The 12,038-nt window shown below is 71.6% G+C and carries 12 protein-coding genes; 6 read left to right on the top strand and 6 right to left on the bottom strand.

Features of this window, described 5'->3' with window-relative positions:
* Positions 1–15 precede the first annotated feature (15 nt).
* The 3 genes from AC2TEW_RS12350 to AC2TEW_RS12360 form a co-directional block, all read right to left on the bottom strand.
* Positions 16–411, bottom strand: a complete 396-nt coding sequence (locus tag AC2TEW_RS12350; protein ID WP_033819892.1) for a hypothetical protein — start codon at positions 409–411, stop codon at positions 16–18.
* Positions 412–655: 244 nt separating this feature from the next.
* Positions 656–1,195, bottom strand: a complete 540-nt coding sequence (locus AC2TEW_RS12355) for a hypothetical protein (RefSeq protein ID WP_484623403.1) — start codon at positions 1,193–1,195, stop codon at positions 656–658.
* Positions 1,196–1,262: 67 nt separating this feature from the next.
* Positions 1,263–2,024: a GntR family transcriptional regulator gene (locus AC2TEW_RS12360; protein WP_484623404.1), complete on the bottom strand. Its 762-nt coding sequence runs from the start codon at positions 2,022–2,024 to the stop codon at positions 1,263–1,265.
* A 134-nt stretch (positions 2,025–2,158) separates the two neighbouring features.
* Here AC2TEW_RS12360 and AC2TEW_RS12365 point away from each other — a divergent pair, with 134 nt between their 5' ends.
* The 6 genes from AC2TEW_RS12365 to AC2TEW_RS12390 all read left to right on the top strand — a co-directional run bounded on the left by AC2TEW_RS12365 (position 2,159) and on the right by AC2TEW_RS12390 (position 7,054).
* Positions 2,159–2,590 (top strand): ATP-binding protein, encoded by a 432-nt coding sequence (locus tag AC2TEW_RS12365; protein ID WP_484623405.1) that lies wholly within the window; start codon positions 2,159–2,161, stop codon positions 2,588–2,590.
* Between the two features lie 145 nt (positions 2,591–2,735).
* Positions 2,736–3,578 (top strand): sigma-70 family RNA polymerase sigma factor, encoded by an 843-nt coding sequence (locus AC2TEW_RS12370; RefSeq protein ID WP_484623406.1) that lies wholly within the window; start codon positions 2,736–2,738, stop codon positions 3,576–3,578.
* A 4-nt stretch (positions 3,579–3,582) separates the two neighbouring features.
* On the top strand, positions 3,583–4,407 hold the full coding sequence (locus AC2TEW_RS12375; protein ID WP_484623407.1) for a protein phosphatase 2C domain-containing protein: 825 nt from the start codon (positions 3,583–3,585) through the stop codon (positions 4,405–4,407).
* A gap of 703 nt (positions 4,408–5,110) precedes the next feature.
* Positions 5,111–5,539, top strand: coding sequence for a hypothetical protein (locus AC2TEW_RS12380; RefSeq protein WP_484623408.1), 429 nt, complete (start codon positions 5,111–5,113; stop codon positions 5,537–5,539).
* 320 nt (positions 5,540–5,859) lie between these two features.
* Positions 5,860–6,150 carry an Imm32 family immunity protein gene (locus AC2TEW_RS12385; protein ID WP_484623409.1) on the top strand — a complete coding sequence of 97 codons (291 nt, stop codon included), beginning with the start codon at positions 5,860–5,862 and terminating at the stop codon, positions 6,148–6,150.
* A 142-nt stretch (positions 6,151–6,292) separates the two neighbouring features.
* Positions 6,293–7,054 (top strand): protein phosphatase 2C domain-containing protein, encoded by a 762-nt coding sequence (locus tag AC2TEW_RS12390; RefSeq protein ID WP_484623410.1) that lies wholly within the window; start codon positions 6,293–6,295, stop codon positions 7,052–7,054.
* A gap of 95 nt (positions 7,055–7,149) precedes the next feature.
* Here AC2TEW_RS12390 and AC2TEW_RS12395 read toward each other — a convergent pair whose 3' ends face one another.
* The 3 genes from AC2TEW_RS12395 to AC2TEW_RS12405 form a co-directional block, all read right to left on the bottom strand.
* Positions 7,150–8,184, bottom strand: coding sequence for a trypsin-like serine peptidase (locus AC2TEW_RS12395; RefSeq protein ID WP_484623411.1), 1,035 nt, complete (start codon positions 8,182–8,184; stop codon positions 7,150–7,152).
* Positions 8,185–8,467: 283 nt separating this feature from the next.
* Positions 8,468–9,880: an MFS transporter gene (locus tag AC2TEW_RS12400; protein ID WP_484623515.1), complete on the bottom strand. Its 1,413-nt coding sequence runs from the start codon at positions 9,878–9,880 to the stop codon at positions 8,468–8,470.
* Positions 9,881–10,185: 305 nt separating this feature from the next.
* Positions 10,186–11,907, bottom strand: coding sequence for a DUF885 domain-containing protein (locus tag AC2TEW_RS12405; protein ID WP_484623412.1), 1,722 nt, complete (start codon positions 11,905–11,907; stop codon positions 10,186–10,188).
* Positions 11,908–12,038 lie beyond the last annotated feature (131 nt).

Below are 12,038 nucleotides of genomic sequence, written 5' to 3' on the forward strand. Positions count from 1 at the left end.
GGCCCGGGTGGTGGGTCAGGCCGCGGACTTGGCCGCCGGGCGGGCAGCGGCGGGTGCGCGGAGGCCGGAGGCGCGGAACGAGTAGGCGACCCGGCCGCCGTTGTTCACGTACGCGGTGACGGTCAGGCCGTCGAACTCGACCGGGCGGAAGGGCAGTCCGGGCGCCGCGTCCGGCAGGACGGGCAGGACTGGGGCGGCGACCTTCACCCGGGCCGAGGTGTCGCGGGCCTCGGGGTCGGGGTCGACGACGGAGACCACCCAGAGCGGGTGACCGGTCGTCTTGTCTCGCGCCTGCACCTTGGCGCCGCTCTTGCTTGCCTCGAAGTCGGCGACCGGTTCGACGGAGACGGCGAAGGCACCGGCGGGGAAGACGTCCTCGAAGCGGACGGGGATCGCGCCACGGATGGCCATGAGAGCACTCCTTGTACACCCCCCTAGACAGTCGAGGATCGACTGTCCCCGAGACAGCTGTCGAGGGGGGTAGACAAGACGGTAAGCCGCAGGGGTGGTGAGTGTCTAGGGGTATATGCAAAGATCTTGACGGAGCGTCAGTCGACCGCCTGGGTTGCACTTCGGACTGATCCCGAGCCGGTGATGCGCAGGCGCGGGAAGGTGGCGTCAGTCGCGAGCGCTGTTCAGTAGCAGGCCCGAAGTCTCAGCCAAGTGACGCGGCGAACCTGCCCGCCTTTGCGTCGTCCGCCGAGACGGTCAGCTTCCCTCGGTGCGAGACCTCCACCTGGTAGAAGTTCGACGTCTCGGGCACGTGGCCGACATGTACGGGAAACTCGCACGCCGTGCCCTTGCGGATGCCGCCGCCAAGCTCTCCCTCTGCCACGACCTTGCCGCTGGCGTCGTACACCGTGACAGACGTCCCTTCCAGGATGTCGTCATAGCCACTTCGACCGGCGCAGCCGTCGGAGCCGACAAGACGATTGGACCCGGAGAGGGTCATCCTGCCGAGCAGGGTGAAGCCCGAGCTGTCCCTCTTCGTTCCGGCGGTCGGGCTTGCAGCAACCTTGCCGTCGGCCCCGGCTGCCGCCCAGGCGAGACCGACACCTCCAGCGCCGATGACGACGCCCGCCACCCCCGTCACCAGAGGCAACGTCCAGCGGCTCTTTGTCTTCGGCTCTTGGGGGACAAGGGGTGGGGACTCGGGGGCCGGCGGGATAGGTGGCAGATCCTCGGCATCAGACATGCCCGGCAGCCTCGCAGTCCTGGAGTAGCCCAGGTGCGCGAGTCTCCGAACCGTGACCTGCCTGGGCCTATTCGCCCAACTCGCCTTGATCAGGCGGAAGATCGATCGTATAGGTCAGTCGAGTACGGTCGGCGCCGAGCACGATGTCAGCTGTCTCGACCACGAGTTCGCCGGCCCAGTGGGTCCGCTCGATCGCAAGTACGGTTGCCCCGAGCTGGATCCCGAGCGGGCCGGACTCTGCTTCCAGGACCGGCCGGGCCGTGACCTCCTCGGTCACGCGGGTGACCGTGATGCCGATGTGCGCCATCCGCTCGACCACGCCGCGGCCGGCCAGCGGACCGAGCTCCGGGAGGACGACGACGCTGCCCTCGGTCACCGCCAGCGGCTCCCAGCTGGTGGACAGCTGGACAGGAGCGCCGTCCGCCAGGAACACGTACTGCGACTGGATCACGGGCGCGCCCTCGGCGATGCCCAGCCGGACGGCCAGCGCGCTGGTCGCGTAGGTCTTCTGCGAGTCGTTGGTCCAGGACGGCTCGACGCCCCGTTGCCGGCTCTCGGCTGCGAACGGGCTCCCGGCGGCCCGGTAGCGGCCCCGCGCGATCCGGGCCGGCACCGGCCGAGGACGGACGTAGGTGCCGGAGCCCGGTCGCCCCTCGGTCAACCCTTCCGCGGCCAGCACCCGGAGTGCCTGGCGGACCGGCTGCTCGGACAGGCCGTGATCGCGGCACAAGTCCGCGATGCTCGGCATCCGCGATCCAGGCTCACGCGTACCCGCCAGGATCTCGGCGCGCAGCGCGTCGGCGACCCGCAGGTAAGCCGGTCGATCCAACTCCCCCATTGCGGACCTCTTCTCACGTTTCGTCACAACAGCTTGACAACCTCGAACCCGAGCTTTCAAGCTCGGATTCGAGCTTCACTCAATGTAGTTGGCCGGACGCGTCGCGAGGCGAAGGGGATACAGCCATGACTTGGATCGTCCAGTTCCCGGGAGTGCCGGAGGCGGTCGGGTGCGCGCGGAAGCTGGTCCGCGACGCGCTCCACCGCCTTCCGCAGGTCGACGACGCCGAGCTGATCGTCTCCGAGCTGGTTACCAACGCCATCCTGCACAGCCGGTCCGGGGCCGGCGGCGTGCTCTGGGTGGAGATCCGGCGGCGGCGCGGCGTCATCCGCATCGCCGTCACGGACGAGGGGACTGCAGGGCCCGAGCCGTCCTACCGAAGCGCCGAGGAGGTCGACGACTTCGGCCGGGGATTGGCGATCATGGCCGGACTCGCCGACAGCTGGGGAGCCAGCAGCGACGTCGATGACTCCCAGACGGTCTGGGCCGAGCTAGCATCCCCCGCAGAGGCGACGCCTCGCATCCACACGAAGAAGTCCTCTTCACGGGGTGTATAGCCCCCTAGACAGTGACGGCTACGAACCGGCCGCCAGGAGAACCGCGATGACTGACCGCCCCCAGCACGCCAGGCTGCACCTGCGTTTGCTGATCTTGTCTATCCCCCTAGACTCTGCGCTGACAGGGCCGGACACAGGAGGAGACGTGGCGGGAGAGACGCAGCGGATCGCCGCCATCAAGGACCCGTTCGCGCTGTTGCGGGCGGCCACGGTGCGGCTGGCCGAGGCTCAGCAGGAGGTCACCGAGCTGTCGAGGCTCCGCCAGCGGGTGATCTCCGAGCTGCACGACCAGGGCATGTCGTACGCCCAGATCGCCGCCGAGGCCGGACTGACCCGCGGCCGGATTCACCAGCTCAAGCAGTCCGCCCCGGCCCCCGAGGGCGCGTTCCTCGGGAACGCCCGGCTGATCATCGCCACCCCGCTCAAGCAAGAGGCCGGCAACTCCCGTCCGGTACTCGCCGCCGAGGACTTCTCCGCAGCCCAGCGCCTCGGCGACCTCGCCCGCTCCTACAAGCTGGACCCCAGCTTCGAGCACGTGCCCATCGGCGGGGAGATCGACCTCAACCGTGAGGACATGATCGTCATCTGCGGCCCCCGGCTGTCCAGCCACGTCGCCGACGTCCTTGCGCAGGACCCGTCGATCAGCTTCGAGCGCGCCGAGGACGGCCCGTGGACGCTCCGTGACCACGAGACCGGCATCTCGTACCGCGCAGGCATGGACTCCACCCCGAAGACCAACTCGGACGTCGCCTACTTCGGCCGGCTCCCGCGCCCGGACGGCCAAGGCCTGATCATGGTCCTCACCGGGATCCACCCGCAGGGCAGCCTCGGCGTCGTCCACCTGATCGTCAACGACCTCGCCGACCTCTACCGCCAGGTCGGGACCGAGCGGTTCTCCGTTCTGGTGAACGTGGACTACGACCCGGCGAACAACGAGCCCGTCAACGTCCGGCTGCTGTCGCCGTTCTACCGTCACCAGGCAGACTGAGACCGTGCATCTGGAGATCGCCACCGAGCCCGCCCATCCGCAGCGTCCCAACGAGGACTTCACCGCCGCGAGCCCGACCGCCATCGTCCTCCTCGACGGCGCCGGCACCCCGGCCGGATCCGAGAGCGGCTGCAGCCACGGAGTCGCCTGGTACGTCTCCCGACTCGGCGTCAGCCTGCTCGGAGCCGTCACCAACCAGCCGGACCGCGCGCTCACCGACTGCCTCGCCGACGCCATCGCGCAGACCGCCGCAGTACACGCCGACACCTGCGACCTGACCCACCCCGGCACCCCGTCGGCCACGGTCGTCGCGGTGCGACTGGCGGACGAAGCCGTCGAGTACCTGGTCCTGGCCGACTCGACCCTCGTGCTGGAACACGCTGACGACCGGGGCCCGGTGGCGGTCACCGACGACCGAGAGGCCCTGGTCGGTGCGGCCCTGCGCGGTGCCATGGACGCAGAGACCGCGGGCACTGCCGAACACGCCACCGCCCTGCGCGACTACGTCGAAGCCATGCGGGCCCACCGCAACCAGCCCGAGGGCTTCTGGGTCGCAGCAGCCGACCCCGCAGCCGCGTACGCCTCACTCACCGGCAGTGTTCCCCGCGCCGACCTCACCGGGGTGACCCTGCTCAGTGACGGCGCGTCCCGCTTGGTCGACCGCTTCGAACTCGCCGACTGGGCTGAGGCGCTGAGGCTGATCCGCGAGCAGGGCCCCGCCGCGCTGATCCGCGAGGTCAGAGCCGCCGAGCTGAGCGACACCGAAGGCCGGCGATGGCCCCGCGGCAAGACCCACGACGACACCGCAGTCGTCCGCGTCACGCTGTAACCCGCGAGCCCCGAAGCCATATCGAAGTCACTGCCGAATTCCGCTTTACCAGGTCAAGGGCGCGCGCGAGCGCGCGCCGCTGCCCCGCCCGCGGAGGCCGACGCCGGGCGTGCGGGCTGGCGCCCGGTCCCGGCGTGACCGCCAGAACGGGGCCGCGTTTCCGGGTGCCTGGCTGAGGCCATCGGTAGGGCCGCCGAGCCCGCTGTTACGTGTTTCCCTACTTCCGCAGCGTTGGCCGCGCCAGCGGACGAACGGCAGAAGAGCGTTGATCCCAGAACAGCACCGGGGCTGGGGGCGGGCGGCTCCACGGTTTTACCCACCTGCCCGGACCGGGACCCGCACCGAGCAGGACCGGGGGGCCACTCGGCCAAATTGCGGTCAGGCCCAAAGAGCCCTGACCGAGTCGCAGCAGCTTACGGCCCCCCGATCATGCTCGGACCCAGACCAGACAGGACACCGGCCAAAACCGCTCCGCCACCCGCGGGACATCGTGCGGCCCGCGATGAGCTTGCGCCTTGGGGATTTTCATGTACCCTGCGTCACAAGGGCAAGACACGTACGCCCGCGCCGCTGCCATCGCGCCTATGCCGCAACGATGGCGCAGACGGCCAAGGTCTCTCGGGGCCCGTGCTGCTTAGCTCAACTCGCTTGGTGACGTCCACGATCCGGCGGGATGCATAGGACCCGCACGTGAGGAGCAGACGTGCCCAAGAATCAGAGCACTGCGCAGAAGAAAGCCCGCGCCCTGGCGAGGTCGGCGGCGAACATTCCATATTCTGTCGCGCTCACGAGGTTCACCTGCGGGCAAGACTACGTGCCACCCGGTCCCGTTGCGCTCTTCGCCGGGCTCGGGCTAGCCGAACAGCTCAAGCACCACGGCCCCTTCGCCGGGCTCGGGCTAGCCGAACAGCTCAAGCACCACGGCCCCTTCGCCGGGCTCGGGCTAGCCGAACAGCTCAAGCACCACGGCCCCTTCGCCGGGCTCGGGCTAGCCGAACAGCTCAAGCACCACGGCCCCTTCGCCGGGCTCGGGCTAGCCGAACGACTCAAGCACCACGTCGCCATCGAGGAACCGCTCGCCGAGATTGCCGTGCAAGGCATGCGCGTCCGGACATACAAAGATCCCGAGTGAGCGGCCTGCGCTCTTGGGCAAACGTGCCACAGGCATGCCAGATCGAGCGGCACGCCACGGTAAGCCGGGAGTGCCAGCATGCCAGGTAGCCGACTTCGGTCGAGATAGCGCCTGCGCAGGTCGTTCGGGCTGAGTACCTGCCACCCTCCGGAGGCGGGTGCGCAGGTTCGAATCCTGCCGGGGGCACTTCGCAAGAAGTGCTTGATCGAGGCCCAGCCCAGCGGATCATCCGCGAGGCTGGGCCTTCGTCATGTCCGGGGCCCGGTACGGGTGGTGGTGCCGGGCGCGGCCGCGGCCGGGGGCGGTGGCAGGATGCGGCCATGACCTCGGTACCGGGTGAATCCCCTGTCGCCACCGTCCGGATGACCGTACGGGCCGACGGTGTGCCGCTCGCGTTCGGCTGGGACGACCGGGCCCGGATCCATGTGCGCAACCTCGGGGGCGAGGTCGTCGTCGAGGCGGACGCCGCGGGGCTGCGGACGCTCGCCGCCCATCTGCTGGCGCTGGCGGCGGACGGCACTCCCGACGGCAGCCACCTGCATCTGGAAGCCGGACACGGACTGGTCGCGGGTTCGGTCGGCCTGGTGCTGGAGCGGGACGACGAGGCGTAGACCGGGCGCGGGGTTGCGCCCGCAGGACCGCCGTCGTTGTCCGTCCGACCGGACGTCACGGCCCGTTCCCGGGAACGGCGGGACGCGCGGGGATGATGGCGGCGGGACGCTCCCACCGGAGGAGCGCCGCGGGAGGAGTGCCGTGCAGATCAGCTACGTGTGCGAGCCCGGTGCCGTCGGGCCGGGCGGCGGGGCGAACGAGGACGTGGTGGTGGCGTCGGGGCGGTTCGTCGTGGTGCTGGACGGGGCCACGGCCAGTGGGCTGCCGACCGGGTGCGTGCACGATGTCCGGTGGCTGGCCGGGCGGTTGGCGTGGGCGCTGGCGGGAGTGCTGACCGAGGAACCGGGGCTGGACCTGCGGGAGGTGCTGCGGGAGGGGATCGTCCGGACCCGCGGGCTGCACCCCGGCTGCGACCTGGCGAACCCGGAGAGCCCGTCCGCCACGGTCGCGCTGGTGCGCGAGCACGGCGGCCGGCTGGACTGCCTGACCCTGGCGGACTCCCCCGTGGTGGTGGAGACCCACGACGGCGCGCTGACCACGGTGGTCGACGGCCGGCTCGACCGGCTGCCGCCGATGGACCGGGAGACGGCGGGCCGGCTGCGCAACACCGACGCGGGGTTCTGGGTCGCGGGCACCCGGCCCGAGGCGGCCGACCGGGCGGTGACGGCCGGCTTCCGGACGGCCGAGGTACGCAGCTTCGCACTGCTCAGCGACGGTGTCTCCCGCCTGGTCGAGCGCTTCGGGTGGACCTGGGGGCAGTTGCTGCGGACGCTGGAGAAGCAGGGCCCGGCCCACCTGGTCCGGTCGGTCCGGGAGGCCGAACTCGCGATGGCCGAGGGGAGTTTCCGCGGCAAGCGGCACGACGACGCGACCGTGGTGTTCGGTCTGCCGGTGGCCGGCTGATCCCCGCCCGGCCAAAGACGGGCGCTTCGGGGCCGTGTTCGGCCCGGCCGGGGCCGGGTTCTACCGGGCCGGAGCCGGGTTCCGGGTTCCGGGTTCTACTGGGCCGGGGTCGAGTTCTGCGGGGCCGGGGCCGGGGTCTGCGGCGGCGGGGAGGGGGCGGCGGGCATGGAGGCCTTGACCGCCTCGGTGTAGAGGTCGCCGATGGTGCGGCCGAAGGTGGCGCTGTAGGAGGTGTCGGCGGTGTCGCCGCCCTGCTGGTAGCCGCCGATCACGCCGATCACCTGGCCGCTGGCGGTGTCGATCCACGGCCCGCCGCTGGTGCCGCCGGGGAACGACGGGCAGTCGACGCGGCGCTGGTGGGTGTCCTCGCGCTCGGTGGCGTTGGTGCACAGCAGCGGCTCCTCGCCGCCGTCGGGGTAGCCGTAGAGGCGGACCTTGGCGGTGGCTCCGGCGTCGAGGCCGAGCGGGTTGCCGCCGACCACGTCCTCGATCTGCCGGCCGCCCTGGGGAGCGATCTGGAGGATGGCGAAGTCCTCGTCCTCGTCCTCGTCCTGGTTCCAGCCGTCGGTGGTGAACACCTTGGTCACCTGCCAACTGCCGTACGGCGCCTTGCCGTCGCGGTATCCGGGGACGAAGCGCAGGCCGTCCGCGTCGGCCACGCAGTGCGCGGCGGTGAGGACCAGGTTCTTGGTGATGCTGTGGATGACGCTGGCCGAGCAGGAGTGGTGGCCGGCCGCGATCGATCCGGTGAAGAGTGCGCCGACCCGGTCGGCCTCGGTGCCGGCCTGGGCGGTGCCGGTACTGCCGTCGCCGCGGTAGAGGGTGGCCTGCTCGCCCTGGTGCTCGGAGCCCGCGGACGGGCCGGTGCCGGCCCGGGGGGCCGAATCGGACGAGTCGGTGGCGGCCTCGCCGGAGGCCTCGGCGCCGGACGACGGGTCGGCGGACGCGGTCGGCGCGGTGGACGCGTCGTCGGCGGGCCCGGCGGCCGGGGTGGCCACGGCGGTCACGGTGGCGGCCGGGGCGGGGCGCCGGCTGGCGGCGGTGACCTGGGAGGCCAGGGTGTTGCCGCCGACGACGGCGCCCGCGAGTCCGAGCGCCAGCAGGGAGGTGACGGCGACCGGGCGGCGCACGCGCCGGCGAACCTCGTCCTGACGGCCCATCAAGGTCCCCACTCCCGCCCGTCGCGCCTGCGCGCTGTCGGCTCTCCGGCGACGCGCCCCGGGCGGCGCGTACAGTCAAAAATATGGGCGGTCGGCCTGGGAGGAGTGTGATCCGCCCCTGTGAGAGTAGTGAGAATTCGTACCCGGACACGGTAGTGCCCCGCCCGGGGCGTGATCCGGGCGGGGCGGCGGCGGGGAGGACGGGGGTCCGGCACGGTCCGCGGTGCGGTTCGGGGCCGCTGCGTGGCGGCCGTCAGGCCAGGACCTGGGCGGTGGCCTCGGCGTCCTTGCCGGTGGCCTCGCCGGGGGCCGGGCGGTGGTCGATCAGGAAGAAGGCGATCACCGCCGCGCCGATCAGGATGCCCATCGCCACCGCGGTGGCGACCGCGTAGCCGTGCACCGCGCCCTGGGACTGGACCAGCGGGTCGGCCGCGTTGCGGGTGGCCAGGTAGGTGGTGGTGACGCTGGCCGCGATGGTGTTCAGCAGTGCGACCCCGATCGAGCCGCCGACCTGCTGGGCGGAGTTGATGGTGGCGGAGGCCGCGCCGGCCTCGTTGGGGGCGACGCCCAGGGTGGCCAGGCTCATGGACGGCATGAACACCAGGCCCATGCCGAGGCCGAGCAGCAGTTCGGCGGGCAGCACCAGGCCGGCGTACGGACTGTCGACCTTCATCTGGGTCAGCCAGGCCATGCCGGCGGCGGCCAGCAGCAGTCCGGGGACGATCAGGTTGCGGGACGGGATCCGGGTCATCAGCCGGGCCGCGATGCCGGTCGAGCTGATGATGATCGCGCCGACCATCGGCAGGAACGCGACGCCCGCCAGGACCGGCGAGTACCCCTTCACCACCTGCAGGTAGTAGGTCAGGAACAGGAACAGGCCGAACATCCCGACCACCGCGAGCCCGACCGCGAGGGCGGCGCCGCCTCGGTTGCGGTCGCCGACGATGTGGGTCGGCAGCAACGCGTTGGGGGTCCGGCGCTCGACCAGGGCGAAGACCGCGAGCAGGGCGACGCCGCCGAGCAGGCAGGTCAGCACCAGCCAGTCGCCCCAGCCGCGCGACTCGGCCTCGGAGGTGCCGTAGACGATCGCCAGCAGACCGCCGCAGCCGAGGAACGCGCCCGGCAGGTCCAGCCTGACCCGGTGACCCTTGTCGATGTGGTCGCGCTTGAGCAGGTAGAAGGCGGCGAAGGCGGCGCCGATCGCGATCGGCACGTTGACGAACAGGCACCAGCGCCAGGTCAGGTACTCGGTGAGCAGGCCGCCGACCAGCAGGCCGATGCCGGCTCCGGCACCGGCGATGGCGCCGAAGACGCCGAAGGCGGTGGCGCGTTCCCTGGGGTCGGAGAAGGTGTTCGACAGCAGGGACAGCGCGGAGGGCGCGAGGATCGCGCCGAAGGCGCCCTGCAGCGCGCGGGCGGCGAACAGCATGGTGGGGTCGACCGCGAAGCCGCCGATCGCGGACGCCACCGCGAAGCCGAGCAGACCGATGGTGAAGGTCCGTTTGCGGCCGAAGAGGTCGCCGAGCCGGCCGCCGAGCAGCAGCAGACCGCCGAAGGCGAGGGTGTAGGCGGTGATCACCCATTGGCGGTCGCCGTCGGATATGCCCAGGTCCTTCTGCGCCGAAGGAAGCGCGATGTTCACGATGGTCGCGTCGAGGACGATCATCAGCTGGGCGATCGCGATCACTGCCAGCGCCCACCAACGGCGCGGATCCGCCGCCTGGACGTCTGGGGTGGGCTGAGATGACACCGTGGGCCGCCTTCCGGAGGGGAACTGGGCTGGGGCGCACGCAAACGCTCTCTCCAGAAAAGCCCTCGGGGCGGCGATCGGCAAGGAGATTCAGACGTAAATGATGGAGTTTGTATAGTTTTGGGACCAAAGTCCGATATTGACCGGTCCGGGAATATCCGCGGCGGGCGTCGGTGCGGCGGTGGGGGCGTCCCGGTCCGGGCCGCCCCCACCGCCCGCGCTCACAGCGCCCCGAGCTCCGCGACCAGGTCGTCCAGGCCCAGCGAGCCCTGCGACAGCGCGGCCATGTGCCAGGCCTTGGGGTCGAACTCCTCGCCGCGCGCCTCGGCGGCGGCCCGCGCGGCGGCCCGGCCCTGCAGCCAGGCCCGCTCGCCGAGCTTGTAGCCGATCGCCTGGCCGGGCAGGCCCAGGTAGCGGATCAGCTCGCTGTCCAGGAACTCGGCGGACAGGCCGCAGTAGCGGCCGAAGAACTCCCGGGCGTCGTCCGGCAGGACCGGCTCGCCGGGCTTGAACGGGGAGTCCTCGGGGAAGTCCAGGCCGACGTGCATGCCGATGTCGACGATGACCCGCAGCGCCCGCATCATCTGGGCGTTGAGGTAGCCCAGCCGGTGCCCGGGGTCGGTCAGGTAGCCGAGCTCGTCCATCAGGCGCTCGGCGTACAGCGCCCAGCCCTCGACGTTGGCGCTGACGCCGCCCAGGGTGACCTGGTAGGTGGAGAGCCGGTCGGCCACGTAGGTCCACTGGGCCAGCTGCAGGTGGTGGCCGGGCACGCCCTCGTGGTACCAGGTGGAGACCAGGTCCCAGACCGGGAACGACTCCCGGCCCAGGGTCGGCAGCCAGGTCCGGCCGGGGCGGGAGAAGTCCAGCGAGGGCTGGGTGTAGTACGGGGCGGCGGCACTGCCGGCCGGGGCCAGCTTCGACTCGACCTTGAGCAGCGGCTCGGCGAGGTCGAAGTGGGTGCCCTGGAGGTCGTTGATGGCCTGGTCCATCAGGCCCTGGAGGTACTCGCGGGCGGCGTCGGCGCCCTTGATGGCCGGGCCGTCGGTCTCCAGCCACTTCATGGCTTCCATCGGGGTGGAGCCCGGGCGGACCTTCTCGGCCTCCACCCGCATCTGCGCCTCGAGGTCGTGGAACTGGCCCCAGGCCCAGCGGTACGCCTCGTCCAGGTCCAGGTCGGCGCCGGTCCAGTAGCGCACCCAGCGGGCGTAGCGCTCGCGGCCGACCGGGTCGGGGGTACCGGCCGCACCCGGCCCGTACACCCCGCTCAGCCAGTCGCGGAAGTCGGCCAGCGCGGCGGTGGCCTCGACGGCCGCGCCGGACAGCTGGTCGGCGAGCGGGGCGGGCGCGTCCTGGACGAAGGTGCCGAACCAGCCGCCGGGGACCTCCCCGGCCACCCACTCGTCGATCTGCCCGATCACGGTGGTGACCTGACGCGGACCGGCGTACAGGCCGCGGGCGGCGCCCTCGGCCAGCGAGGCGCGGTACTGCTCCACCGCGGTGGGCACCTTGGCCAGGCGGCGGGCGATCAGCTGCCAGTCGTGCTCGGTCTCGGTGGGCATCAGGGTGAAGGCCTCGCGCACGTTGTGCAGCGGCGAGCCCAGGTTGCGCAGCGAGCGCAGGTGCTCGTCGGCGTCGTGCACGGCGAGCTCGGCGGTCAGCCGCTCGCGCAGCAGCTTGGCGCAGCGCTGCTCGGCCTCGTCCAGGCCGCCCCGGGCGGCGCCGGCGCTCTCGGCGGCGTCGAGTTCGGCGAGGGTGCGGCGGGCGAGGCCGGCGACGGCGTCGCTGCCGGCCGGGGAGAGGTCGGGGAGCCGGTCGTCCTCCGGGTTGAGGCCGAGGTAGATCGCGGTCAGCGGATCGAGCTCGGCGAGGGCGTGCACGTAGGCGTCGGCGACACGGCGCGGGGTGGGGCCGTCTTCGGATTCGGTGATCAGTTCATCAGCCATCCGGCCATCTTTTCGTAGCCGGTCGCGATTTCAAGACCTTCTCGGTCTGGGCTTTCGGCACCCCGGCGCGGTACGCGCGGTGCTGACGGACCGTCCGGTGTGGTGGTTTCGGCCGATGCGTCACGGTCCGG

It is taken from the genome of Kitasatospora sp. NEAU-CNBT7 (genome assembly GCF_057220535.1).